This is a genomic window from Micromonospora sp. NPDC047812 (genome assembly GCF_040704175.1).
Taxonomy (GTDB): domain Bacteria; phylum Actinomycetota; class Actinomycetes; order Mycobacteriales; family Micromonosporaceae; genus Micromonospora.
Window position 1 is genome coordinate 445,264 of the sequence record NZ_JBEYRY010000001.1, and the last position, 25,023, is coordinate 470,286.

General features: G+C 74.3%; 18 protein-coding genes. 9 read left to right on the plus strand and 9 right to left on the minus strand.

All coding sequences use genetic code 11. From position 1 onward, the window contains the following. Positions 1-46 precede the first annotated feature (46 nt). The 6 genes from AB0883_RS02005 to AB0883_RS02030 form a co-directional block, all read right to left on the minus strand. Positions 47-904, minus strand: a complete 858-nt coding sequence (locus AB0883_RS02005) for a fused MFS/spermidine synthase (protein ID WP_366638692.1) — start codon at positions 902-904, stop codon at positions 47-49. Further along, complete coding sequence (locus AB0883_RS02010) at positions 904-1,863, minus strand: hypothetical protein (RefSeq protein ID WP_366638694.1); 960 nt, start codon at positions 1,861-1,863, stop codon at positions 904-906. Before AB0883_RS02010 ends, AB0883_RS02005 begins: the two co-directional genes overlap by 1 nt. A gap of 37 nt (positions 1,864-1,900) precedes the next feature. Then, complete coding sequence (locus AB0883_RS02015) at positions 1,901-4,375, minus strand: SMC family ATPase (RefSeq protein WP_366638695.1); 2,475 nt, start codon at positions 4,373-4,375, stop codon at positions 1,901-1,903. Further along, positions 4,375-5,526: an exonuclease SbcCD subunit D gene (locus AB0883_RS02020; RefSeq protein WP_366638697.1), complete on the minus strand. Its 1,152-nt coding sequence runs from the start codon at positions 5,524-5,526 to the stop codon at positions 4,375-4,377. Before AB0883_RS02020 ends, AB0883_RS02015 begins: the two co-directional genes overlap by 1 nt. A 124-nt stretch (positions 5,527-5,650) precedes the next feature. Next, entirely contained in the window at positions 5,651-7,405 is a 1,755-nt protein-coding gene (locus AB0883_RS02025; RefSeq protein WP_366638699.1) for an ATP-binding protein, read from the minus strand. A gap of 143 nt (positions 7,406-7,548) precedes the next feature. Beyond that, complete coding sequence (locus tag AB0883_RS02030) at positions 7,549-8,295, minus strand: pyrimidine reductase family protein (protein ID WP_366638700.1); 747 nt, start codon at positions 8,293-8,295, stop codon at positions 7,549-7,551. Positions 8,296-8,445: 150 nt separating this feature from the next. On the opposite strand from AB0883_RS02030, the gene AB0883_RS02035 reads away from it, so the two are divergent. The 6 genes from AB0883_RS02035 (at position 8,446) to AB0883_RS02060 (ending at position 15,204) form a co-directional block, all read left to right on the plus strand. After that, complete coding sequence (locus tag AB0883_RS02035; RefSeq protein WP_366638702.1) at positions 8,446-8,991, plus strand: plasmid pRiA4b ORF-3 family protein; 546 nt, start codon at positions 8,446-8,448, stop codon at positions 8,989-8,991. A 376-nt stretch (positions 8,992-9,367) separates the two neighbouring features. Continuing rightward, positions 9,368-10,660 (plus strand): extracellular solute-binding protein, encoded by a 1,293-nt coding sequence (locus AB0883_RS02040; protein ID WP_121395891.1) that lies wholly within the window; start codon positions 9,368-9,370, stop codon positions 10,658-10,660. A 156-nt stretch (positions 10,661-10,816) separates the two neighbouring features. Further along, positions 10,817-11,788: a sugar ABC transporter permease gene (locus AB0883_RS02045; protein WP_366638704.1), complete on the plus strand. Its 972-nt coding sequence runs from the start codon at positions 10,817-10,819 to the stop codon at positions 11,786-11,788. Positions 11,789-11,799: 11 nt separating this feature from the next. Then, positions 11,800-12,642, plus strand: coding sequence for a carbohydrate ABC transporter permease (locus AB0883_RS02050; RefSeq protein ID WP_121395889.1), 843 nt, complete (start codon positions 11,800-11,802; stop codon positions 12,640-12,642). Further along, entirely contained in the window at positions 12,639-14,072 is a 1,434-nt protein-coding gene (locus tag AB0883_RS02055; RefSeq protein ID WP_366638706.1) for a GH1 family beta-glucosidase, read from the plus strand. The genes AB0883_RS02050 and AB0883_RS02055 overlap by 4 nt, the downstream gene beginning before the upstream one ends. Before the next feature lie 85 nt (positions 14,073-14,157). Beyond that, positions 14,158-15,204, plus strand: a complete 1,047-nt coding sequence (locus AB0883_RS02060; RefSeq protein ID WP_366638708.1) for a LacI family DNA-binding transcriptional regulator — start codon at positions 14,158-14,160, stop codon at positions 15,202-15,204. 371 nt (positions 15,205-15,575) lie between these two features. Here AB0883_RS02060 and AB0883_RS02065 read toward each other — a convergent pair whose 3' ends face one another. Together AB0883_RS02065 and AB0883_RS02070 are read right to left on the minus strand one after the other, a co-directional pair. Beyond that, entirely contained in the window at positions 15,576-16,790 is a 1,215-nt protein-coding gene (locus AB0883_RS02065; protein WP_366638709.1) for an acyl-CoA dehydrogenase family protein, read from the minus strand. Then, the gene (locus AB0883_RS02070) at positions 16,790-17,878 is read right to left on the minus strand and encodes a phosphotransferase family protein (RefSeq protein WP_366638711.1); all 1,089 of its coding nucleotides are present in this window, start codon (positions 17,876-17,878) and stop codon (positions 16,790-16,792) included. The genes AB0883_RS02065 and AB0883_RS02070 overlap by 1 nt, the downstream gene beginning before the upstream one ends. Positions 17,879-18,029: 151 nt before the next feature. On the opposite strand from AB0883_RS02070, the gene AB0883_RS02075 reads away from it, so the two are divergent. Continuing rightward, the gene (locus tag AB0883_RS02075) at positions 18,030-18,734 is read left to right on the plus strand and encodes an amino acid-binding protein (RefSeq protein WP_366638712.1); all 705 of its coding nucleotides are present in this window, start codon (positions 18,030-18,032) and stop codon (positions 18,732-18,734) included. 124 nt (positions 18,735-18,858) lie between these two features. After that, positions 18,859-19,920, plus strand: a complete 1,062-nt coding sequence (locus AB0883_RS02080) for a GNAT family N-acetyltransferase (protein WP_366638714.1) — start codon at positions 18,859-18,861, stop codon at positions 19,918-19,920. Between the two features lie 34 nt (positions 19,921-19,954). Here the strand turns inward: AB0883_RS02080 and AB0883_RS02085 are convergent, their stop codons facing one another. Continuing rightward, positions 19,955-21,520, minus strand: coding sequence for an aldehyde dehydrogenase family protein (locus AB0883_RS02085; RefSeq protein ID WP_366638716.1), 1,566 nt, complete (start codon positions 21,518-21,520; stop codon positions 19,955-19,957). A gap of 446 nt (positions 21,521-21,966) precedes the next feature. On the opposite strand from AB0883_RS02085, the gene AB0883_RS02090 reads away from it, so the two are divergent. Continuing rightward, positions 21,967-24,891 (plus strand): glycoside hydrolase family 9 protein, encoded by a 2,925-nt coding sequence (locus tag AB0883_RS02090; protein WP_366638717.1) that lies wholly within the window; start codon positions 21,967-21,969, stop codon positions 24,889-24,891. Positions 24,892-25,023: the final 132 nt, after the last annotated feature.

Below are 25,023 nucleotides of genomic sequence, written 5' to 3' on the forward strand. Positions count from 1 at the left end.
CCACACCGGTGGGCGGCGCGGCCACCTCGCACGCGCGAGGCTCCCGTCAACGGCGCACGGAGAAGATCCCGGGCGGCGGCGGGGTCGAGTCGGTGGCGTCGGCGTCGCGGACGACCGGCGCCCCGCTCGCGAAGCGGTCGAGTTCCTCGCCGGCCAGCACCCGGCCGGGGAACCAGTCCCCGGCGGCGCGCCGGGTCAGCTCCGGCACCGGCGGCTCGACCCGGCCGGCCACCAGCACCAGGTTGCCGTACCGCCGCCCGCGCAGCACCGCCGCGTCGCCGACCAGGCAGGCCCGGGGCAGCACCGACCGGACCGTGGCGACCTGCCCCCGGGCGTGGCGCAGCGGCGGGCCGTCGGCCACGTTGGCCAGGTGGAACCCGGTGGGCCGCAGCACCCGGGCCACCTCGGCGGCGTACTCCGCCGAGGTCAGGTGGGCCGGGGTGCGGGCGCCGGCGAAGACGTCGGCCACCACGACGTCGTAGCTGGCGTCCCGGCTGGCGGCGAGCACCGCGCGGGCGTCGGCCACCCGCACCTTGAGCCGGGGATCCGGCTGCCACGGCAGGGCCTGCCGGACCAGCTCCACCAGCGCGCCGTCCACCTCGACCACACGCTGGGTGGAGCCGGGCCGGGTGGCCGACACGTAGCGGGGCAGGGTCAGCGCGCCGCCGCCGAGGTGCAGCATCCGCAGCGGCGCGCCGGCCGGCGCCACCAGGTCGATCGCGGCGGCGAGCCGCCGGACGTACTCGAACTCCAGGTGCGTGGGATCGGCCAGGTCCACGTGCGACTGCGGGGCGCCGTCCAGCAGCAGCGTCCACGACCCCGGCCGGTCCGGATCGGGCACCAGCTCGGCCTGGCCGGTGTCCACCCGCGCGGCCACGGTGTCGGCCGCCCGCTTGCGGCCCATCAGCGCCTGCCCCGGGCGGCGGCGGTGAGCACCCGGTGCAGCAGCCGCGCGTCGCCGAGCAGCGCCCGCAGCCGGCGCTCCAGACCGGCGATCGGGATCAGGTTCTGCGGCGCCCGCGGGTCCTTGTAGGGGGTGGAGGCGAACCGGGGCAGCGTGACCAGCGACAGGTCGGCCAGGCCCACCGCGTCGTCGATGTCCAGCTCGGCGGAGCACTCCATCCGGACGATGCCCGCCCACGGCGCGCCGAGGGCCACCGGCAGCCGCAGGTACCACGACCAGCCGCCCCAGGCCGTGCCGAGCCTGAACACCGGGGAGCGCTCGCCGGCCGCCAACCCGGTGACCACGGCGGTCAGCCGGGCGTCCAGGTATTGGCTGTGCTGCGTCTTGATGTAGCCGACCGTGCGCGGCAGCTGCCGGCGGTTGCGCAGCGGGCCGTCGACCACCAGCAGGTCGCCGTCCGTGCGGGCCGCCCCCGAGACCTCCACCTCGAGCGCGGTCAGCGGCCCCTGCACGGCGGCCGGGAGCTTGTTCAGCTCGCCCGTGCCGCTGACCCGGTGCACCGGATAGCGGACGCTGCCGGCCACCACGTCCACCGCCGAGGGACTGGCGGTGAACAGCCCCCGACCGACCCGCGCGCCGGCCAGTTGCGCCGCGCCGCGCTCCAGGTCGCACCGGACCACCCCCGCGGCGTACGACGCGGCCAGGCCGGGGAAGGACGCCCCGTCCTCCTCCGCCGTCCACACACTCGCGTCGATCCGGCGCACCCCGTCGACGAGCAGCACCACGTCGGGGGCCCGTACGCCGGGGCGCGGCCCGATCGCCCGCCAGTCGACCGCCGGCAGCTCGGCGTCCGGGTCGACCTGGGCGCTGCTCGGCGCGGCGGGACCGCCGCCGGACGCCTCGAACGAGGCGCCGTACGCCGGATCCCACGCGTCGACGAAGAACCGGGGATCGGTCACCGCAGCGGCCCTCCCGTCGCGGACGCCGGGGCCCCGCTCACCGACCGGTCCGTTCCACGCGCGCCGACCGGGCGTCCTTGCTGACCTCGAAGCGGACCGGGATGCGTTCGGCCAGGGCGGGCACGTGGGTGACCACCCCCACCATCCGGTCGCCCCGGGCGGCCAGGTTCTCCAGCGTGGCGGCCACCGTGTCGAGGGTGGCCGCGTCGAGCGTGCCGAAGCCCTCGTCCAGCACGATCGACTCCAGGCTCGCCGCCGTCGTGGACATCCCGGCGAGCTGCTCCGACAACGCCAGCGCCAGCGCCAGCGATGCCTGGAACGTCTCGCCGCCGGAGAGGGTGCGCACGCCCCGGCGCAGCCCCGCGTCGTGGTGGTCGACCACGAAGAACTCGCCCTTGTCGTGCACCAGGTCGTACTGCCCGCCGGAGAGCTCCCGCAGGATGCCCGAGGCGCCGTCGACCAGCAGGTCCAACGCCTCGGCGAGCAGCCACCGCTCGAAGTTGTTGGCCCGCAGGTGCCCCGCGAGGGCCCGTGCCACCTGCGCCTCGCGCTCGTAGCCGGCCCGCTGCTCGCGCAGGTCACCCGCCTGCTCCCGGCGCCGCTCCAGCTCGCGCAGGTCGGCCTCGGCCCGCTCCAGGGCGCGGTCGGTGGCGCGCAGCGGATCGTCGGCGGGCGGCAGCCCGGCGGCGGCGAGGACGCCCGCGATGCGCTCGCCGACGCCCGCGGCCACCGCCTCGGCCTGTGTCACCGCCGCGGCCCGCCCGGCCCGCTCCGCGCGGCGGCGCGCCGCCTCCTCGCCGGCCCATCCGGTCAGGGCGGCCCACGCGGCGCCCAGGTCGTCCCGGTCCGCCGTCGGCGGCCCGAACCGGGCCAGCCCGTCGCGGGCCGCGTCGAACGCCCGCCAGGTCGCCCGCAGCCGCTCCTCGGCGGCGTCCACCGCCGCCCGGGCCCGCCGGGCGGCGTCCCGGCCGGCCCGCACCGCCGCCGCCGACTCCTCCAGCGCCCGGCGCAGCCGCGCGTGGTCGTCCAGCTCGCGGCGCAGCACCGCCGGCTCGGCCGCCCCGGCCAGCTGGTCGTCCAGCTCGGCCAGGCGGGCCTGCACCTGGTCCTGCCGGGCCCGCGCGCGCAGCAGCACCCGCTCCAGCTCCCGGGCCGCGCCGTCGCGCTCCTGCACCACCGCCTGGGCGGCCTTGCTGGCGGCCCGCGCCGCCCGTCCCGCCGCCGTCGCGGCGGCCACCGCCGAGTCGGCCGGCACCGCCGGCACCGCCGCGACGGTCTGCTCGCAGACCGGGCAGGTGGCCCCGTCGCGCAGGTGCGCGCGCAGCGCCACCGCCTGGTCGGTCGCCTTCGCCTCCTCGTGGGCGCGGAAGGCCGCCTCCAGCTCCGCCTCGGCCCGCTCGGCCGCCGCCCGCGCCTCCGCCAGCGCCGCCACCGCCGCGCCGTGCTCGGCCTGCGCCCCGGTCACCGCCGCGCGCACCGCCGCCGCCTCGCCGGCCAGCTTCTCCCGGTCGGTGTACGCCCGCAGCAGCAGCCGCAGCGCGCTCTCGTCGCCGGCGGCGGCCAGCTCGCCGCGCAGCTTCTCCTCCCGCTCCTCGGCCAGCGACACCGTCGTCGCCGCCTCGTCCGCGCCGGCCCGCGCCGAGGCGACCGCCCGGGCCACCTCCGCCACCCCGTCCGGCGCGCGCACGGCGGCCAGCACCGCCAGGTCGGCGTCGAGGGCCGCCAGGGCCGCGCCCGCCTCCCGCGCCGTCGCCCGGGCCGCCTCCAGCTCCGGTACGGCGCTCGCCACCGCCCCGGCCAGCTCCCGCATCCGGTCGACCCGCCCGGTCGCCGCCTCCAGCGCGGCGTCGTCGACGTCGGTGAGCCCGGCGAGCGCCTGGTCGACCGCCTCCAGCTTCGCCTCGGCCTGCGCCGCCCGCGCGGTCGCCTTCTTCTGCACGTCCTCGTAGACGCCGAGACCGAGCAGGTTGACCAGGATCTGCTGCCGGGTCGCCGGCTTGGCGTGCAGGAAGTCCGCGAACTGCCCCTGCGGCAACACCACGCAGCTGGTGAACTGCTCGTACGGCAGCCCGACCGCCTCCAGCACCGCCTGCTCCATCTCGGCGGGGGTGCCGGCCACCGCCTCGCCGAGGTCGTCCGGGCTCAACCCGGTGTCGAGCTTGGTCACGTCGAAACCGGCCGGCATCAGCTGCAACCCGGCGTTGGCCGTCTTGACGTTGCCCCGGCCGTCCCGGCGGACCACCCGCGTCGCCACGTAGCGGGAACCGGCGGACTCGAAGACCAGCCGGACCCGCGCCTCGGTGGCCGACGGGGCCAGGGCGTTGGACAGGCCCCGGGCCCCGCCCCAGCGGGGCACCGTGCCGTAGAGGGCGAAGCAGATGGCGTCCAGCACCGTCGACTTGCCGGAGCCGGTCGGCCCCACCAGCGCGAAGAAGTCGGCGTCGGTGAAGTCGACCGTGGTCTCGTCGCGGAAGACGGTGAAGCCCGCCATGTCCAGCCGCATCGGCCGCATCAGTGATCGACCTCCTCGAAGAGCTCGTCGAAGAGCTCCCGCACCCCGTCGTCGGTGTGCCCCCGGCTGTCGAGGTAGTCGGCGAAGAGCTGCCGGGGCGAGCGGCCCGCCCGCTGCGCCACCCGGGCGCCGCTGCCCGGGGCGGGCACCAGCTCCGGGTCGATCCGGATCTCCAGGGCCGAGGGGAGCAGCTCCTGCACCTCCTCGCGCAGCCCGGCGCGCGGCTGCTCCCGGACGTACACCCGCAGCCAGGCGTCGTCCGGCACCTGCGTCTCGGCGAGCTGGGCCAGGGTGCCCCGGACGGTGCGCAGCGTGGTGGCGGCGGTCACCGGCACCTCGCGGATCTGCGCCGCCGTGGTCGCGGTGACCTCGACGACGGTCACCGACGGCACGTTCTCCTGCTCGCCGAAGTCGACCGCCAGCGGGCTGCCGCTGTAGCGGATCGGGCAGGGGCCCTGCACCCGCTGCGAGCGGTGCAGGTGACCCAGCGCCACGTAGTGCGCCGTGCCCGGGAACACGGTCGCCGGCACCGCGTAGCCCAGCACGGTGTGCGCGTCGCGCTCCCCGCCGCCCGTGGTCGCGCCCACCACGGTCAGGTGGGCGGTGACCAGGTGCACCCGGTCCGGTTCGGTGAAGCTCTCGGTCAGCCGGCCCAGCACCCGGCCCAGGTGGTCGGCGTACGTCTGGGTGGTCTCGGCGGCGGTCAGCTCGTACATCTCCACGGCGCGGATGGCGTAGCGCTGGGAGAGGAACGGCAGCGCGGCCAGCCGCCAGCGCTCACCGCCGGCGGTGGTGCCGTCGATGACGTGCTCGTCCGGGTTGTCCCGGACCCCGCCGCGCAGGGTGATCCCGGCGGCCTCGGCCCAGGGCCGCAGCGCGTCGAGGGCCTGGCCGTTGTCGTGGTTGCCGCCGATGGCCACCACGTCGGCGCCGGTGCGGCGCAGCGCGGTCAGGGCCCGGGTGACCAGCCGGGTGGCCTCGGGCGACGGGGCGGCGGTGTCGTAGAGGTCACCGGCGACGATGACCAGGTCGGGCGCCTCGGCGCGGGCGACGTCGATCACGCCGGCCAGGACCCGCTTGTGCTCCTCGGCCCGCGACTGCCCCTTGAGGACCTTGCCGACGTGCCAGTCGGAGGTGTGCAGGATCTTCACGGTGCCAGCCTTTCGTTCGCGGCTGCGGGGCTCGCAAGCTCACTCCTCGCGCTCACCCGTGCCAGCCCTTCGTTCGCGACTGCGGGGCTCGCAAGCTCACTCCTCGCGCTCACCGGTGTCTCCCCTAGAACGGGATGTCGTCGTCGCTGGTGCCGCCGCCGGAGCCGACGACCGCGAACGGGTCGACGGACTGGGTGATCGACCGGAGGGTCTCGGACGGGGCGCGGCCGGCCTCGGAGACCCGGGTGGCCCAGGCCGGGAACGGGAACTCCAGGCAGAGCGGCACCGGGATGTCGGGCTGGTTGACGAACATCGTGCCCGGCTTGGCCAGCAGCGCGCGCTGCCGCTGGGCGGGCGGCAGGAAGCCGTACTCCGGGCGGGACGCCTCGGCCGGGTCGAGCCGGCCCACCACCCGGATCGCCGAGTTGGTGACGATCCGCCGCTCCACCTCGCTCGCCGTCTGCTGGGCGCCGACCAGGATCACCCCGAGCGAGCGACCCCGCTCGGCGATGTCGAGCAGCACCTCCTTGATGGGCGAGGAGCCCTCGCGGGGGGCGTACTTGTTGAGCTCGTCGAGCACCACGAAGAGCAGCGGCTTGGCGGTGCCGGACTTCTCCTTGCGCTCGAACTCGCTCTTCAGCGTCACGCCGACCACGAACCGCTGCGCGCGGTCGGGGAGGTTGTGCAGGTCGACGACGGTGACCTGGGCGCTCTCGGCGGTGTTGATCGAGTGCGGGCGGCGGGTGGCCAGGTCGCCCCGGATCAGCCGGGACAGGTCCTTCTTGCTGCCGATCAGCCGGCGGGCGAACGCGTTGACCGTGCCGAGCCCGACGGCGCTGCCGGCCCAGTCGGAGCGGGTCTCGTCGTCGTTGAGCTGGTCGACGACGTGGTCTACCAGGTCGGCGTACGAGCCGAGCCGCACCCCGTCGATGCTGATGCCGCCGTCGGCGGGCTGGGCGTGCCGGGCCAGGTGGGCGGTGACCGAGTGCACCACCATCGTGTACTGCTGGCGCTCGTCGTCGGCGTCGGCGAACACGTAGGGCAGCAGGCGGTCGGCGCAGAACTCGCTCAGCGTCCAGTAGAAGCTGTCGACGCCGGTGAGGCGGCTGCTCACGTCGGGCGTGCCGGAGGAGTCGCCCACCCGGGGCGGGGCGTAGACCCGCACGTCCGGGAACGCGCCGGCGACCAGGCCGAGCTTCGCGTACGCGGCGCGGGTCGGGTCGTCCAGCCGGGTGTTGGGATGGTCTAGGAAGAGCAGGTCCTCGCCCTTGACGTTGAAGATGAGCGCCTTGGCGTTGACCGCGTCGCCGCCGAGCACCCCGGACCGGAAGACCGAGTAGAGCAGGAAGGTGGCGAAGCTCGTCTTCGTGGCGACCCCGGAGATGCCGGAGATCGACACGTGCGCGCCCCGGCTGCCGTCGAGGAAGTCGGCGTTGAGGTAGACCGGCACCCCGTCGCGGCCCATGCCCATCGGGATGCGCCGCTCCATCCGGTCGAAGTGCAGCGCCCGGGCGCGGGCGTCGCCCTCGGCGCGGTGCACCACCGCACCGGGCGACGGCGGCACGTAGAGCTCCGGATCGACGCGGGTGGTCGTGATCTCGGCGGCCTCCTGCACCTGGGCGGGCAGCGTGCCGTCGGCGATGGCGAAGACGTCGGAGTCGAACTGGGCGCCCTCGTGCCGGGCGCGGACCTGGGTGACCACCCCGGCGATCGTCACCGGCTCGCGGTCGGGCAGCTCCCGCCGGGTCACCACGACGTCGTCGAGCTGGAGGTAGCTGCCGGGGGAGACCGCGGTCCAGAACTGCAGGGGGGTGGCGTCGGCGGTGCCCAGCACCCGGCCGACCACCTCGCCCGGGCCGTCGAACCCGTCGTCAGTCATCGGGCAACTCCGGTCGGCTGGTCGTCGCGGTCGGGGCACACGCCTGCATCCTGCCCGAGGAGTACGACACGTTGCCACGCGACGCGGCGGACGCCACGCCGCCGCCGACGGCGCTCAGCCGCAGGGTGCCCGGCCGACCACGGTCAGTCGCGGGCGTAGCGGAGCATGAGCACCCCGTCGGCGGCGGCGAGCACGTGTCGCAGCGGCAGGTGGCGCACGTCGCTGGCGTCGCCGGCGGTGATCCGCCCCGGGCCCGCGCCGGCGAGCAGCGGGGCGACGGTGAGGCAGACCTCGTCCACGAGATCGGCGGCGGTGAGCGCGCCGAACAGGTGCGGGCCGCCCTCGCAGAGCACCTGGCCGAGGCCGCGGCGGCGCAGCTCGGCCAGGCCCGCCGCGAGGTCGACCCGGTCGTCGCCGCAGCGTACGACGTCGGCGACCCCGGTCAGGCCGGGCGGGGCCGCGGCGTCGGCCCGGGTGAGCACCACGGGCCGCACCGGCGCGTCGGCGAACGCGGCCTGCGCCGGGTCGAGGTCGAGCGAGCCGGAGACGACGACCAGCGTCGGGTACTCGGGCAGGCCGTGCTCGCGGCGCCACGCCCGGCGGCGCTCGTTGAGGCGTACCGCCCGGTAGCCCTCGTGCCGCAGCGTCCCGGCGGCCACGACCAGGGCGTCGCAGAGCATGCGCAGCAGCCCGAAGACGCGCTTGTCCGGCTCGCCGGAGAGCCCGGCGGAGTAGCCGTCGACGGAGACGCCGCCGTCCACGCTGGTCACGAAGTTCACCCGCAGGTGGGGACGGTCGGACCGGCCGTAGAGCGCGGTGAGCGCGGCGTCGTCCAGCGGCCGGGCCGACGGCTGCGGCCAGAGCGCCGAAATCGGGATTCCGACGCTCATTCGCCGGCCGGACCGGTGACCGGAGGGGTGGGTCGGGGGGTACGGTGCTGGCAGTCGCACCAGTTCCGCCCCGGACAGTCGTCGTGCCGCCTGGCCCGGCACGCTCGGCAGATCATGCCCGCAGCCTATGCCGAGGAAGGATGGGACAGCATGCCGCGTCAGATCTTCCAGCTGAAGATTTCCCTGGCCGGGGTCCGACCGCCCGTCTGGCGCAGGGTGCTCGTCCCGGGCGGCTACACCCTGGACCGGCTGCACCGGGTGGTGCAGCACGCCATGGGCTGGCGGGACTGCCACCTGCACTCGTTCGAGATCGAGGGCCGCCAGTACGGCGAGCCCGACCCCGACGGCGAGCTGGCCCTGCACGACGAGTTGGACGTCCGCCTCGACGCGGTGGTCGGCAAGGGCAGCCGCTTGCACTACACGTACGACTTCGGCGACTGGTGGGAGCACGGCCTGGTGGTGGAGGACGCCTTCACGGCCGACCCGGACGAGCGGTACCCGTCCTGCCTGGACGGCGAGCGGGCGTGCCCGCCGGAGGACGTCGGCGGCCCGGCCGGCTACCAGGCGCTGCTGGCCGCGCTGGCGGACCCGGGCCACCCGGAGCACCTCCAGGCGCGGGACCGGGTGGGCGACCGGTTCGACCCGGCCACCTTCGACGCGGGGCGGGCCGGCACCCTGCTGCGCCGCTTCTGCTGAACCGTTTCGGCTGAGACGCCTCCCGCCCGCACCCGGCGTGCCCGACGGGCTGCTCAGCGTGTCCGTCGCCCCCGGCCGGGCGCACTGAACCGCTTCAACGCGACGGATGCCCAGGTGGCGCCGCGCGGCGGGCCGGCCCGTGAACGTGCGGCGGTCGGGGCGCACGCACTCGCGGTAACGATCTGGGAACGCTCCCAAGGGCCTATTGACACCCCTGACACCCGCCGGCAATCTCATGGGAGCGCTCCCGCGAACGTGGCACGACTCACCCGCGCCCCGCTCCGGACGTCGACCGCCGGCCCCGACCGGCGCCGACGGCGCGCACGGCACCCCCCACCACACCCAGTCAGCCTCACCACCGAAAGAGGGGTCTCCGATGAGCCTCACCACGCGGCGCACCCGCATGGCGGCTGCCGCCCTGGCCGCGATAACCGCCATCGGCGGTCTCGCGGCCTGCGGCAAGGACGACGACGCGCCCGCGGCCGGCGAGAAGCCCGCCAAGCTGGTCGTCGACACGTTCGGCGAGTTCGGTTACGACGAGATCATCAAGCAGTACGAGAAGGACACCGGCATCAAGGTCGAGCTGCGCAAGACCGCCCAGCTCAACGAGTACCGGCCGAAGATCGTGCGGGCGCTCGCCACCGGCAAGGGCGCGGCCGACGTGGTCGCCCTGGAGGAGGGCATCCTCAACGAGTTCAAGGCCAACCCGGCCAACTGGGCCGACCTCGCCCCGCTGGTCGCCGACCACAGCAAGGAATACCTGCCCTGGAAGTGGGAGCTGGGCAAGGCGCCCGACGGCCGGCTGATCGGTCTGCCGACCGACGTCGGCAGCCTCGCCGTCTGCTACCGCCGTGACCTCTTCCAGGCCGCCAAGCTGCCGGTCGAGCGGGACCAGGTCGCCGCCCTCTGGCCGGACTGGAACGCCTTCATCGAGACCGGCAAGAAGTACCGCACCGCCACCGGCAAGGGCCTGCTCGACTCGGTGACCACCGCCGCCAGCGCGGTCATGTTCCAGCAGGGCGGCGAGCTGTTCTACGACAAGGACGACAACATCGTCGCCGACAAGAGCGCGGCGGTGAAGACCTCCTGGGACACCGCGGTCGCGATGGCCGACGCCAACATCACCGCCGAGACGGCCACCTGGTCGCCGGAGTGGTCGGCCGGCTTCAAGCAGGGCACATTCGCGGCGACCTTCTGCCCGTCCTGGATGCTCGGCATCGTCGCGGACAACTCCGGCCCCGAGAACAAGGGCAAGTGGGACGTCGCCCCGGTGCCCGGCGGCGCCGGCAACTGGGGTGGCTCCTGGCTCGGCGTGCCGACCCAGAGCAAGTACCCCAAGGAGGCGGCGAAGCTCGCCGAGTACCTGACCAACGCGCAGAGCCAGGTGGCGGCGTTCAAGCTCAAGGGCCCGCTGCCGACCAACCTGGAGGCGCTGAAGAACCAGGAGTTCCTCGCCTACACCAACGAGTACTTCAACAACGCGCCGACCGGCAAGATCTTCGGTGAGAGCGTCGCCAAGATCCAGCCGCTGCACCTCGGCCCGAAGCACCAGGCGGTGAAGGAGAACGCGTTCGAGCCGGCGCTGCGCTCGTACGAACAGGGACAGGCCACGAAGGACAAGGCCTGGGAGCAGTTCGCCAAGGACGCCAAGACGCAGGGCGCCTTCTGACCCACCTCGTCGCCAGGTGGCGTCCGGGTCCACACACCCGGACGCCACCGGCGCCGTCCCCGTTCCGCCCCGGACGCCATCGGCGCCGTCCCGTTTTCGCGTAAGAGCGCCTGGGCGTCGGCGCGCGCCCGTGCCGACGCCGGGAAAGGACCCCCCATGAGCCTCTCGGCCACGACGGCGCCGCCGTCGCCCGCCGCACCGCCACCCCGCCCGCCCGCGCGGCGCCGGTCCCGGTCGCACTCGCTGACCCGGCTGGACCTCAAGTACTCGCCGTACCTCTACATCGCGCCGTTCTTCGTGATCTTCGGCATCTTCGGGCTCTACCCGATGCTGCGGACCGCCTGGATGTCCCTGCACGACTGGAACCTGATCGGCGACCACAGCTTCATCGGGGTCGACAACTACGTCGCCCTGGTCAAGGACGAGTACTTCTGGAACGCCACGCTCAACACCTTCGGCATCTTCCTGCTGTCGACCATCCCGCAGCTGCTGCTCGCCCTGTTCCTGGCGAACCTGCTCAACCGCACCTTCCTGCGCGCGCGCACGCTGTTCCGGATGGCGATCTTCATGCCGAACGTGGTCTCGGTGGCCGCCGTGGCGATCGTCTTCGGCATGCTCTTCCAGCGCGACTTCGGCGTGATCAACTGGCTGCTGAGCTTCGTGGGCATCGACGCGGTCGACTGGGACGCCGAGCGCTGGAGCTCCTGGACCGCCATCGCCTCCATGGTCAACTGGCGGTGGACCGGCTACAACACCCTGATCCTGCTCGCGGGCATGCAGGCCATCCCGCGCGACCTGTACGAGGCGGCGGCGCTCGACGGCGCCAGCCAGTGGAAGCAGTTCTGGCGGATCACCCTGCCGATGCTCACGCCGACCTTCGTCTTCGTGGTCATCCTCTCCACGATCGGCGGGCTCCAGCTCTTCACCGAGCCGCTCGTCTTCGCCAACGGCAACATCATCGGCGGCGACCAGCGCGAGTTCCAGACCCTGGCCATGTACATGTACGAGCTGGGCATCGAGAACCTCAACACCGCCGGCTACGGCGCCGCGGTCGCCTGGGCGATGTTCCTGATGATCGCCCTCGTCTCGGGGATCAACTTCCTGCTCGTCCGCCGCACGGTGAAGTGAGGAACGCCCAGATGAACTCGGCATCCCGGCGCCTGTGGCGCACCAGCCCGCTGACCTACGTCGCGCTCGTCCTCGCGACGCTCTTCTCGATCTACCCGTTCTACTACATGGTGGTCATCGCCACCCGCAGCCTGGACTCGATCAACGACGTCCCGCCGCCGGTCACGCCCGCCGGGTCGTTCGGCGACAACTTCGGCCGCGTGCTCGACAACGACGCGGCGAACTTCCTCACCGGCCTGCTCAACTCGGTGATCGTCTCCGGCATCGTGACGGTCTCCGTGGTGATCACCGGCTCGCTGGCCGGCTTCGCCTTCGCCAAGCTGCGCTTCCGGGGCCGCAACGCCCTGCTACTGACGATCATCGTCACCATGATGATCCCGACGCAGCTCGGCCTCATCCCGCTCTGGGGCATGATCCAGGACCTCAACTGGTTCGACACCCTCTACGCGGTGACCGTGCCGTTCCTGGTCAGCGCGTTCGGCGTGTTCATGATGCGGCAGTACGCCACCCAGGCCATCTCCGACGAACTGATCGAGGCGGGCCGGGTGGACGGGGCGAGCACCTTCCGCATCTACTGGAACATCGTGCTGCCCGCGCTGCGCCCGGCCGCCGCCGTGCTCGGCCTGCTGACCTTCATGGAGACCTGGAACTCGTTCCTGTGGCCGTACGCGGTGCTCACCTCCGAGAACCCGACGCTCCAGGTCTCGCTGGCCTTCCTGTCGTACGCCTACTACACCGACTATTCGCAGGTGTTCGCCGCCACGGCGGTCGGCACTCTACCGTTGGTGATCGTGTTCATCGTGTTCGGCCGCCAGATCGTGGGCGGCATCATGGAAGGTGCCGTCAAGTCGTGAGCAACCCCGCCAGCCCGCCCGCCGTCGGTGTCGTCAACGACCGTCCGCCGCTGACCTTCCCGCCCGGCTTCCTCTGGGGCGCGGCCACCGCCGCGTACCAGATCGAGGGCGCGGCGGCCGAGGGCGGCCGGACCCCGTCGATCTGGGACACCTTCAGTCACACCCCCGGCCGGGTGGTCGAGGGGCACACCGGCGACGTGGCCTGCGACCACTACCACCGCATGGGCTCCGACGTCGCGTTGATGGCCGAGCTGGGGCTGAAGTCGTACCGGTTCTCGGTCTCCTGGCCGCGGGTGCAGCCGGGCGGCACCGGCCCCGCCAACGCCGAGGGGCTCGACTTCTACCGGCGGCTCGTCGACGAGCTGCTGGCGCACGGGATCGAGCCGTGGCTCACCCTCTACCACTGGGACCTGCCGCAGCCGCTGGAGGACGTCGGCGGCTGGCCGGCCCGGGACACCGCCGCGCGGTTCGCCGACTACGCCACGCTGGTCGCCGACGCGCTCGGCGACCGGGTGCGCTACTGGACCACGCTCAACGAGCCGTGGTGCTCGGCGTTCCTCGGCTACGGCTCCGGGGTGCACGCGCCGGGCCGCTCGGACGGCGCGGACGCCGTACGGGCCGGACACCACCTGATGCTCGGCCACGGCCTCGCGGTGCAGGCGCTGCGCGCGGCCCGGCCGACCGCCGAGGTCGGGGTGACGGTCAACCTCTACCCGGTCACCCCGGCCAGCGACGCGCCCGCCGACGTCGACGCCGCGCGGCGCATCGACGGGCTGGCCAACCGCTTCTTCCTGGACCCGCTGCTGCGCGGGTCCTACCCGGCGGACCTGATGGCCGACCTCGGCAAGGTCACCGACTTCGGGCACGTGCGCGACGGCGACCTGGCGACCATCTCCACCCCGCTGGACGTGGTCGGCGTCAACTACTACAGCCGCCACGTGGTGGCCGCCCCGGTCCCCGGCGCCGAGCCTGAGCCGTACTGGCGGGCGCCGTCGTGCTGGCCGGGCAGCGAGGACGTCCGGTTCGTCACCCGGGGCGTCCCGGTCACCGACATGAACTGGGAGATCGACGCCCCCGGTCTGGTGGAGACGCTGCGCCGGGTGCACGAGGAGTACACCGACCTGCCGCTCTACGTCACCGAGAACGGCTCGGCCTTCGTCGACGAGGTGGTCGACGGGCAGGTCGACGACGTCGACCGGCTGGCGTACTTCGACGCCCACCTGCGCGCCGCGCACGAGGCGATCGAGGCCGGGGTGCCCCTGCGCGGGTACTTCGCCTGGTCGCTGATGGATAATTTCGAGTGGGCCTGGGGCTACACCAAGCGGTTCGGGATGGTCCACGTCGACTACGACAGCCAGGTCCGCATCCCCAAGTCCAGCGCCAGGTGGTACGCCGAGGTGATCCGACGCAACGGTCTGGCCGCACAATAGGCCAGGGCCAGCCATCAACGGGCGGCCCCGGCGCCACCCCGCACGGGGTGGCGCCGGGGCCGGTCCGCCGTCGGAGGAGCAGACAATGACAACGCAGCGCACCCGGTCGCTCGGGCGCCCGACCCTCGACGCCGTCGCCGCCCGCGCCGGCGTCGGTCGCGGGACGGTCTCCCGGGTGGTCAACGGCTCACCCCAGGTGAGCCCCGAGGCGCGCGCCGCGGTGCAGCAGGCCATCGCCGAGCTGGGGTACGTGCCGAACCGGGCCGCCCGTGCCCTGGTGACCCAGCGCACCGACTCGATCGCCCTGGTGGTCTCGGAATCCGGCGACCGGGTCTTCACCGAGCCGTTCTTCGCCGGCATCGTCCGGGGCGTCAGCTCGGGGCTGCTGGAGACCCCGTTGCAGCTCTGGCTGGCCATGGTGCAGTCGCCGATCGAGCGGGAGCGGGTCGAGCACCACCTGACCAACCAGCACGTCGACGGGGTCCTGCTGCTGTCGCTGCACGACTCCGACCCGCTGCCCACCCTGCTGGAGGAGCGCGGCCTGCCCACCGTGCTGGGCGGCCGCCCGGCCCGGATGCTGCAACCCGGCGCGCAGCCGGCGTACTACGTCGACGTGGACAACGTCGGCGGCGCCCGGCGGGCGGTGGAACACCTGGCCGGCCGGGGGCGGCGGCGCATCGCCACCATCGCCGGCCCTCAGGACATGGGCGCCGGCCTGGGCCGGCTGACCGGCTACAAGGAGGCGGTCCGGGCCGCCGGGGGCGGGATCGACCCCGCCCTGATCGCGTACGGCGACTTCAGCGAGGGCAGCGGGGCCGCCGGGATGCGTCGGCTGCTGGAGGACTGCCCCGACCTCGACGCCGTCTTCGTCGCCTCCGACCTGATGGCGTTCGGGGCACTGCGTGCGCTGCGCGAGGCGGGCCGGCGGGTGCCGGAGGACGTCGCGGTGGTCGGCTTCGACGACGCCCCGATCGCCCGGCAGTCCGAGCCGCCGCTGACCACGGTCTTCCAGCCGGTGGAGGAGATGGGCCGGCAGATGGCCCGCCTGCTGGTCAGCCGCATCCGTGGCGACGAGCTTCCGTCGCCCCACATCCTGCTCGACACCCAGCTGATCGAACGCGCCTCCGCCTGACCGGTGTGCCTGTCGAGGTGAGTCGTCCACGGACATCATCGCCGGCGCGGGTCGGCGACCGCTTCGCTCCGGGGCGGGCGGGTCCGCGCAGTCACCGTCGTCGTTGAGTCGTCTGTGACATCAGCTCGACAGCGTCGATACCGCAGCATGCCCGGCCGCCCGTCCGCCGCTGGGGCTGGTTGCGGAGCTGTCCAAGCAGCCCGCAGCCCGCAGCCTGCTGCCCGTCCGCCCGGCGTCCGTCGGCCGCCCGGCCGTCCGGAGCTCGTCGGGTGGCCGGGCGGGCTGTGGCGTGGGCCCGGCCGGGGGCGCCGGACGGACGTCCGGCGGGCGTCCGGCGGGCGTCCGGCGGGCGGGGTCGGTCGGTGCCGTGGTCAGTCCGACCAGCGGCGCAGTTCGCGCTTGGCGAGCGAGGAACGGTGGACCTCGTCGGGGCCGTCCGCCAGGCGCAGCGTCCGCGACTGGGCCCAGAGGGCGGCGAGCGGGGTGTCCTGGCTGACGCCGGCGCCGCCGTACGCCTGGATGGCCTTGTCGATGACCCACTCGGCCATGGCGGGAGTGGCGATCTTGATGGCCTGGATCTCGGAGTGCGCGCCCTTGTTGCCGACCGTGTCCATCAGCCAGGCGGTCTTGAGCACCAGCAGCCGGGCCTGCTCGATGCGCACCCGGGACTCGGCGATCCACTCGCGTACCACGCCCTGCTGGGCGAGCGGCCGGCCGAACGCGACCCGCTCGAGCGCCCGCCGGCAGAGCAGCTCCAGGGCCCGCTCCGCCATGCCGATCAGTCGCATGCAGTGGTGGATCCGGCCGGGGCCGAGCCGGGCCTGGGCGATCGCGAAGCCGGTGCCCTCCGCCCCGACCAGGTTCTCCGCCGGCACGCGGACGTCGGTGAAGTCGATCTCGGCGTGGCCGCCGTGCGAGGCGTCGCTGTAGCCGAACACCGTCATGCCCCGCCGCACGGCGATGCCGGGGGTGTCCCGGGGCACCAGGATCATGCTCTGCTGGCGGTGCCGGTCGGCCTCCGGGTCGGTCTTGCCCATCACGATGAAGATCTCGCAGCGCGGGTCCATCGCCCCCGACGACCACCACTTGCGCCCGTTGACCACGTAGTGGTCGCCGTCGCGGGTGATCCGGGTCGCGATGTTGGTCGCGTCCGAGGACGCCACCTCCGGCTCGGTCATGCAGAACGCGGAGCGGATCTCGCCCTCCAGCAGCGGCCGCAGCCAGCGCTCCTGCTGCTGCGGCGAGCCGAACTCGGCGAGCAGCTCCATGTTGCCCGTGTCGGGCGCGGCGCAGTTGAGCGCCTCCGGGGCCAGGTGCGGGCTGCGCCCGGTCAGCTCGGCCAGTGGGGCGTACTGGAGGTTGGTCAGGCCGGCGCCGTGGCGCGGGTCGGGCAGGAAGAGGTTCCACAGCCCGCGCTTGCGCGCCTCGGCCTTCAGCCCGGCCATCACCGGGGGCCGGGCCCAGGGGTCGCCGGCGGCGGCCACCTGCGCGGCGTGCACCGGCTCGGCCGGGTAGACGTGCTCGTCCAGGAACGCGGTCAGCTCGACCCGCAGCTGTTCGGTGCGGGTGTCGTAGGCGAAGTCCATCAACGCTCCCTGGCGGCGGTCAGCCCGTGTTCGACCAGCGGTGCCACCATGTCGCCGATCCGGTCGAAGCCCTCGCCGAGCGTCTGCCCGAGAGTGTGCCGGTAGTGGATGCCCTCGCAGATCACCGCGAGCTTGAAGCAGCCGAGCGCGACGTGCCAGTGCAGCGGCCCGACGTCGACGTCGCCGCGCCCGGCGTACCGCGCGATCAGCTCCGTCCCGGTGGGGAACCCGGCGCGCGGGCCGAGCCCGTCGGCGACCGGGTTGCCGGCGGCCGACTCGCTGCCGCCGAGCACGTCCCAGTAGGTCAGCAGCAGCCCGAGGTCGGCCAGCGGGTCGCCGAGGGTGGCCATCTCCCAGTCGAGCACGGCCCGTACGGCCACCGGGTCGACGGTGGCGAGCAGGTTGTCCAGCCGGTAGTCGCCGTGCACGATCCGGCCGGCGTTGGCGCCCTCCGGCACGGTGCCGGCGAGCAGGTCCCGCAGCTCCTCGATGCCGGGCAGCGGCCGGCTGCGGGACCGGTCGAGCTGGCCGGCCCAGCGGCGGACCTGCCGCGCGAGGTAGCCCTCCGGCCGGCCGAAGTCGCCCAGCCCGACCGAGGCGGGCTCGACCGCGTGCAGGGCGGCGAGGGTGTCCATCATCGCCAGCGCCAGCTCGCGCCGCTGGTCGGCGGTGAGCGGGTCGGTCTGGGCGCGGGTGCGGAACACCTCGCCGCGCACCCGTTCCATCAGGTAGAAGGGCGCGCCGATCACTTCGGCGTCCTCGCAGAGCAGCAGCGCGGCCGGCACCGGCACGTCGGTCGGCGCCAGCGCGGAGATCACCCGGTACTCCCGGGCCATGTCGTGCGCGGTGGCCAGCACGTGCCCGAGCGGCGGGCGGCGCAGCACCACCTCACGCTCGCCGACAGCCAGCAGGTAGGTCAGGTTGGACTTGCCGCCGGCGATCAGCCGGGCGCGCAGCGGGCCGTCGGCCAGCTCGGGCCGGTGCCGGGCCAGGTGACCGGCGAGCCGGTCGAGATCCAGCCCGCGGGGGGCGGCGGCGGGGGCAGTCGCGCTGCCCGGCCCGTGCGCGTCGACGGCCGGCTCGGTCATCCGATTAGTTGATGGCAGCTCCGCCATGTTGTCAAGGTCGGGATTTGACCCTCGGGACACGCCGCGGCAACAGGGGCGAAACGGCCAACGCCCAGGCTGGGGCCCAGCCTGCCGGCCAGCGGCGCCGGCCCGCCGAGCGGAGGGTTCAGACATGTTGCTGCGAGTTCGGGTCACCCTGCCGGACCGTCCGGGCACGCTCGGTCAGGTGGCGCGCACCATGGGCGTGTCCGGCGCGGACATCGTCCAGGTGGTCGTCCTGGAGCGGCTCGGCGGGCGGGCGGTGGACGACTTCACCGTGGTCTGGCCGGGCGCGGCGCGGGTCGAGCGGCTGCTCGCCGGGCTGGCGGCGATCCCCGGCGTCCGGGTGGACGGGGTGTGGCGGGCGATCGGCGCGCCCACCACCTCCGGGCAGGACGCCGAGTTGCTGGCCCAGGTCGCGGCCAACCCGGTCGACGGCGTGGCGACCCTGGTCGACGCCGTTCCCGGGCTGCTGGCCGCCGACTGGGCGGTCGCCGCGGTGGTGCCGGTGGACTGGGCCGCCCGGACGGGCGCCGCAGGGGAGGCGACCGTCGGGTACGCGAGTTGGCGCGCGCCCGTACCGCCGCCGCTGCCGGAGGTGACCCCGCTGCGGGCCCGGGCGCTCAGCACGCCCGGCGGCGCGCACTTCGCGGTCGCGCCGTTCGGCCGGGCCGGCCTGGTGCTGGTGGTGGCCCGGGAGTGCGCCGGGGCGCCGGCCGCGGCGGCGTTCCACGCCACGGAGGTGGACCGGCTGGCGCAGCTCGTCCGGGCCGCCGCGGTGATCCTCGGCGACCGGCTCGACCTGGTCGGGGCCCCGCCGGTGGCCGCGAACCCCTGAGCCGGGCGGGCCGGGCGGCGGTCGGTGTGGCGCAGGTCGCGCCGCCGAACCGGAGCCGTCACCCCGGGGCAACCGGCCCGCAACAGCGACCGGTGAGCCTCGTACCGGGGAAGGGAGCGAAACCATGACGCTGTGGCGGATCCGGGCGACCGTGGACGACCGGCCGGGCTACCTGTCGGTGCTGACGGCGAGCCTGGCCTTGCGGGGGGTCAACATCCTCGCCGTGCAGGTGCACACCACCGAGCGGGGCGCCGTCGACGACTTCCTGGTCGACGCGCCGGACACGCTCGACGAGGCCGGCCTCGTCGCCGCCGTGCGGCGGGGGCGGGGCCGGGACTGCTGGGTGGCACGCAGCGAGGCGCGCGGCCTCGCCGACCAGCCGACCCGGGCCCTCGGCCTGGCAACCCGGCTGGTGCGGGACCCGGACGCGACCGGCGAGGCGCTGCGCGCCCTGCTCGGCGCGGACGCGGTGACCTGGCGACCGGCGTCGGCGGGGCCCGGCGGCGGGCTCGCCGACACCACCATGCTGCTGGACGACCCGGCCGGCGGGTCTTACGCGCTGCGCCGCGCCGTGCCGGGCTTCACCCCGGCCGAGTACGCCCGGGCCCAGGCCCTGGTCGAGCTGTCGGCCGCCGTCGCGCGCCGGGCCGCCGAGCAGGTCACCCTGGTGCTCCCCGACGGCGCCGAGGCGGCCGTACGGCCCGCGACCGTCGACGACCTGCCCGGCGTGATCGAGCTGCACGAGGGCTGCTCGGCGCGCAGCCGGCACCGCCGCTACCTGGGCGGTGCGGCGGTTCCCCAGCCGGCCCGGCTGCGCCGGCTGCTGGAGCCGGCCCGGGGCGTGACCCTGCTCGCCACGGCCGGCGAAGCCGGGGCGACGGAGCCGGTGGTGGCGATGGCCAACCTGCTCGCCGAGGGCGACGAGGCCGAGTTGGCGCTGCTGGTGCGCGACGACTGGCAGCGCCGGGGCCTCGGCTCGGCCTTGCTGCGCCGGCTGGTCCGGCACGCCGAGCAGGCCGGTTACGCGGCCCTGGTGCTGCACGTCCACGCGGAGAACGCCCCGATGCTGCGTACCGTGCGGCGGCTCGGTCGGCCCACCCCGACCGAGCGGGACGGCGCGCTGGTCACCCTCACCGTCCCGCTCACCGTGGGCGCGCCCGTGGTGAACGGAAGGGGCCCCTGCTGACGCCTCTCGCGCAGGAAGGGCCCCTCCTCGCGCCTCAGGTCGTCGGGTAGCTGCTGTAGTCGGGGAAGTTGCCGTAGAGCCGGCCGTCGCCGCCCTGGGTGACCGCCTGCACCAGTAGGTCGCCGCCGACGAAGGCGCCCTTCCAGGACGCGCCCCGGCCGCCGAACGGCTCGTCGCGGTCGCCCCGGGAACGCGGCTTGTTGATGCCCACCTTGAACGCCTGGAGGTCGACCGCGAGCTTGCCGGCCAGCTCCTCGTCGTCGCAGGCCAGCGAGGCGACCAGCGCGCCGTTCGAGGCGTTCATCGCGGCCAGCAGCTCGTCGGTCGTGTCCACCACGACGATGGTGTCGACCGGGCCGAACGGCTCGGCGTGCATCAGCCGGGACCGGCCGGGCGGGGCCAGCAGCACCGACGGCGCCACGTACGCGGAGGTGTCCTGCCCGTCGAGGAACGGCGCGCCGTGCAGCTTGCCCCGGTGCAGCGGCACCGCGCCGCCGCGTACCGCCTCGTCGACCTTGCGGCGCAGCTCGTCGGCCTTGGCGGCGCTGATCAGCGGGCCGAAGTCCAGCTCGGGCAGCGGGTCACCGGCGGTCCAGTCGTCGCCGACGGCGAGCGGGTGTCCGAACCGGACGGAGCGCACCACCGGCAGGTACATGTCGAGGAACTCGTCGACGAGGTCCCGCTGGACCACGAAGCGCGGGTACGCGGTGCAGCGCTGCTTGCCGTACTCGAAGCCCTTCTTGAGGTGCCCGGCGAGCAGGTCCCACTGCGAGAAGTCCCAGATGCCCCAGGCGTTGAGGCCCTCCTGCTCGATGAAGTGCCGCTTGTCCGAGTCGAGCAGCGCGGCGGCGACCTTGCCGCCGTTGGAACGCCCGCCGACGAACGCGACGGCGCCGATCTCCGGCGCCCGGACCAGTACCTCGGACAGCTCCTCGCCACCGCCGGAGACCAGGGTGGCGGGCAGCCCGGCCCGGCGCATCAGCGCGTGCGCGACGGTGAGGCAGACCGCCCCGCCCTGCGACGGGGTCTTCGCGATGACGGCGTTGCCGGCGAGCAGCTGCACCAGCTCGGCGTGCACGAGCACGCTCATCGGGTAGTTCCACGACGCGATGTTGCTGACCGGTCCCGGCAGCGGCTCCCGGCCGTCGGCGAGCATCCGGTCGATCTCGCCGACGTACCACCGGACGCCGTCGAGCGCCCGGTCCACGTCGGCGCAGGCGAGCCGCCACGGCTTGCCGATCTCCCAGACCAGCAGCAGGGCGAGCAGGTCGCGGTGGGCGGTGAGCGCGTCCAGGGCGTCGGTGACCCGGGCCTTGCGGTCGGCGAGCGGGGTGGCGGCCCAGACCCGGTGCGCGGCGGCGGCGTGCGCGACCGCGGCGCGGGCGGACTCCGCGTCGAGGCGGGCCAGGTTGACCAGCACGGTGTTGTCCACCGGCGTGCGGACGGGGCTGGGCGAGCCCACGGCGTGCCAGTCGCCGCGTACGAGGTTGTGCAGCGTGGTGACACCGTCGACCGGGGAGCCGAACGCCTCGGGCGTGGCGGCCACCGCGCGGGCGAGGGTGTCGGACCAGGCGGTGCCGTCGGCGAGTCGTAGAGCCATCGCGATCTCCTCAGGATTGGCCGGGGGAGCGGCGGCGTCGATGGCACCGCTGATGTGGCGTACTGTCGCGCGCCGGAAAGCGGTGCGGCAACAGTACGTTCGTATGCCGGAACGCCCGCCCCGCCGCCCGCCTGGCCGCGGCACGCGTATCCGCCCGCCTGTCCCGGCTTTGACCTGCCCGTACGCCGGAATCCAATTCACGATTCTCAATGGTGTGACGAATGTCCGGTGTACAGGTAAGGGCTTTCCTGTCAGCGACCCCACGCAGGCGCCCCGCTGCCGGCGTCTTCACAAACCGGCGACCGCCGCATTACATTGTCGGTCATCCATGGGAGCGCTCCCGGACCCGTGGCCGCACCCCCCACCACCTTCGCCGGCACGCCCCGATCACGATCCCGCGCGCCGTCCCCGGTGCCGCCGGCGACGCCACCGACAGGAGCACCGTCATGCGTCACCCGAGACGTCCGCGCCGGCCGGGCGAGCAGCCCTGGCTGCCCCGCCTGCTGGCCGCCGGCACCGCCCTCGCCGCCGGCCTCGCCCTCGCCGTCACCGCCCCGGTGCCCGCCTCCGCCGCGGCGCCCGCCGCCGGGGGCGCCACGCGGACCGCGCCCGTCCCCGCCGCGGCCGGCGCCTTCAACTACGCCGAGGCGTTGCAGAAGTCGCTCTACTTCTACGAGGCGCAGCAGTCCGGCCCGCTGCCGGACTGGAACCGGGTCTCCTGGCGCGGCGACTCCGCGCTCACCGACGGCGCCGACGTCGGGCTCGACCTCACCGGCGGCTGGTACGACGCCGGCGACCACGTCAAGTTCGGCTTCCCGATGGCGTTCAGCGCCACCATGCTGGCCTGGGGCGCCGTCGAGTACCGCGCCGGCTACGTCGCCTCCGGCCAGCTGCCCCACCTGCTCAACAACCTGCGCTTCGTCAACGACTACTTCATCCGGGCGCATCCGGCCCCCAACGTCCTCTACGGCCAGGTCGGCAAGGGCGACGACGACCACAAGTGGTGGGGCCCGGCCGAGGTGATGCCGATGGCGCGGCCCGCGTACAAGATCGACGCGAGCTGCGGCGGCGCGGACCTGGCCGGTGAGACGGCGGCGGCGATGGCCGCGTCGTCGATGGTCTTCCGACCCACCGACGCCGCCTACGCCGACCGGCTGCTCGGGCACGCGAAGCAGCTGCACACCTTCGCCGACACGGTGCGCAGGAGCTACCACGAGTGCATCACCGACGCGACGAGCTTCTACCGCTCCTGGAGCGGCTGGCAGGACGAGCTGGTCTGGTCCGCGATCTGGCTGTACCGGGCCACCGGCGACGCCGCCTACCTCGCGAAGGCCGAGAGCGAGTACGACAAGCTCGGCACCGAGAACCAGAGCACCACGCGGTCCTACAAGTGGACCATCGCCTGGGACAACAAGCAGTTCGGGGCGTACGTGCTGCTGGCCAACCTGACCGGCAAGCAGAAGTACGTCGACGACGCCAACCGCTGGCTCGACTACTGGACCGTCGGCGTCAACGGGCAGCGGGTGCCGTACTCGCCCGGCGGGATGGCCGTGCTCGACTCGTGGGGGGCGCTGCGCTACGCGGCGAACACCGCCTTCGCCGCCCTCGTCTACAGCGACAAGACCACCGACGCCACCCGCAAGGCCCGCTACCACGACTTCGCCGTCCGGCAGATCGACTACGCGCTCGGCGACAACCCGCGCGCCTCCAGCTACGTCATCGGCTTCGGGGCCAACTCCCCGAAGAACCCGCACCACCGCACCGCGCACGGCTCCTGGTGGGACAGCCAGACGGTGCCCGTCGAGACGCGGCACACCCTCTACGGCGCGCTGGTCGGCGGCCCGTCGGCGGCCAACGACGCGTACACCGACAACCGGTCGGACTACGTGATGAACGAGGTCGCCACCGACTACAACGCCGGCTTCAGCTCCGCGCTGGCCCGGCTCACCCAGGAGTACGGCGGCACCCCGCTCGCCGGCTTCCCCCGCGCCGAGACGCCCGACATCGACGAGCTGACCGTGGAGACCACGGTGATGCAGGCCGAGCCGCGCGCCACCGGCCTCAAGGCCATCGTCTACAACAAGTCCGCGTTCCCGGCCCGCGCCCTGACCGACGGCAGGTTCCGCTACTACTTCCGCCCCGACGGCACCGGCCCGGTCACCGTGACCCCCGGCTACACCCAGGGCTGCCCGTCGCCGTCCAGCGCCAGGCAGTTCTCCGGCGACGTCTGGTACGTCGAGGTGGACTGCACCGGGCACACCATCGCGCCCGCCGGGCAGTCGCAGCACCGGATGGAGGTGCAGTTCAAGATCGGCGTGCCCGAGGGCGGCACCTGGGACCCGACCAACGACCCGTCGTACCAGGCGGCGGCGGGGCCGAACCGGAAGGTCACGCTCTACTCCGGCGCCACCCGCGTCTGGGGCGAGGAGCCCGCGCCGGCCACCCCGGACACCACCGCGCCGACCACCCCCGGCACCCCCGTCGCCTCGGCGGTCACCGCGACCGGGCTGACCCTGACCTGGCCCGCCTCCACCGACGCCGGCGGCAGCGGGCTGGCCGGCTACGAGGTCACCCAGGCGCAGGTCGGCAGCGACGCGCTCGTCCTGCTCAACGCCGCCACCAACTCCCTGGCCGTGACCGGGCTGCTACCCGAGCGCACGTACCGGTTCACGGTGCGGGCGCGCGACGGCGCCGGCAACCGCTCCGCCGCCTCGCCCGTGGCCGAGGTGACCACGCCCGCCGCGCCAGCCCCCGACACCGTCGCGCCGACCCGCCCCGGCACGCCGACCGCCTCGGCGGTCACCGCCACCGGGCTCACGCTGAGCTGGGCCGCGTCGACCGACAACGTCGGCGTCACCGGCTACCGCGTCTACCGCGAGGCCGGCGCCACCGACGCGCTGGTCGGCTCGCCCACCGGCACCACGCTGGCGGTGACCGGGCTGACCGCCGCCACCGCGTACCAGTTCCACGTGGTGGCCGTGGACGCGGCCGGCAACGCCTCGGCGGCGTCCGCGCCGGTCGCCGTCACCACCGCTGACCCGCCCGCCTCCGGCGGCTGCGCGGTGGCCTGGACGACCAACGCCTGGGACAGCGGCTTCACCGCGAACGTCACCGTCACCAACACCGGCACGACCACGATCGACGGCTGGACGCTCGCCTTCGCCTTCCCCAGCGCCGGCCAGAAGGTCGGCCAGGGCTGGTCGGCGACCTGGACCCAGACCGGCACCGCGGTCACCGCCACCAACATCTCCTACAACGGCCGGCTCGCGCCGGGGGCGTCGACGAGCTTCGGCTTCAACGGCACCCACACCGGCTCGAACCCCAAACCCACGGCATTCACCCTCAACGGCACCCCCTGCACGGTCTCCTGACGCACCACCCCCGGTGACGTCCGCGCCACCGCCGGGGGGGGGGGGGGGGCCCCCCCCCCCCCCCCCCCCCACACCCCGCCCGGGCGGACGCCCGGGGCGGGGCCAGGGCCAGTAAGAACACCCGGGGGGGCC

Excerpts from the sequence above, each read along its gene's own strand:
- AB0883_RS02050 (WP_121395889.1), top strand. The coding sequence starts at position 11,800 with ATGAACTCGGCATCCCGGCGCCTGTGGCGCACCAGCCCGCTGACCTAC.
- AB0883_RS02015 (WP_366638695.1), bottom strand. The coding sequence starts at position 4,375 with ATGCGGCCGATGCGGCTGGACATGGCGGGCTTCACCGTCTTCCGCGAC.
- AB0883_RS02025 (WP_366638699.1), bottom strand. The coding sequence starts at position 7,405 with ATGACTGACGACGGGTTCGACGGCCCGGGCGAGGTGGTCGGCCGGGTG.
- AB0883_RS02070 (WP_366638711.1), bottom strand. The coding sequence starts at position 17,878 with ATGACCGAGCCGGCCGTCGACGCGCACGGGCCGGGCAGCGCGACTGCC.
- AB0883_RS02005 (WP_366638692.1), bottom strand. The coding sequence starts at position 904 with ATGGGCCGCAAGCGGGCGGCCGACACCGTGGCCGCGCGGGTGGACACC.
- AB0883_RS02045 (WP_366638704.1), top strand. The coding sequence starts at position 10,817 with ATGAGCCTCTCGGCCACGACGGCGCCGCCGTCGCCCGCCGCACCGCCA.
- AB0883_RS02060 (WP_366638708.1), top strand. The coding sequence starts at position 14,158 with ATGACAACGCAGCGCACCCGGTCGCTCGGGCGCCCGACCCTCGACGCC.
- AB0883_RS02030 (WP_366638700.1), bottom strand. The coding sequence starts at position 8,295 with ATGAGCGTCGGAATCCCGATTTCGGCGCTCTGGCCGCAGCCGTCGGCC.
- AB0883_RS02075 (WP_366638712.1), top strand. The coding sequence starts at position 18,030 with ATGTTGCTGCGAGTTCGGGTCACCCTGCCGGACCGTCCGGGCACGCTC.
- AB0883_RS02085 (WP_366638716.1), bottom strand. The coding sequence starts at position 21,520 with ATGGCTCTACGACTCGCCGACGGCACCGCCTGGTCCGACACCCTCGCC.
- AB0883_RS02065 (WP_366638709.1), bottom strand. The coding sequence starts at position 16,790 with ATGGACTTCGCCTACGACACCCGCACCGAACAGCTGCGGGTCGAGCTG.
- AB0883_RS02090 (WP_366638717.1), top strand. The coding sequence starts at position 21,967 with ATGCGTCACCCGAGACGTCCGCGCCGGCCGGGCGAGCAGCCCTGGCTG.
- AB0883_RS02080 (WP_366638714.1), top strand. The coding sequence starts at position 18,859 with ATGACGCTGTGGCGGATCCGGGCGACCGTGGACGACCGGCCGGGCTAC.
- AB0883_RS02035 (WP_366638702.1), top strand. The coding sequence starts at position 8,446 with ATGCCGCGTCAGATCTTCCAGCTGAAGATTTCCCTGGCCGGGGTCCGA.
- AB0883_RS02040 (WP_121395891.1), top strand. The coding sequence starts at position 9,368 with ATGAGCCTCACCACGCGGCGCACCCGCATGGCGGCTGCCGCCCTGGCC.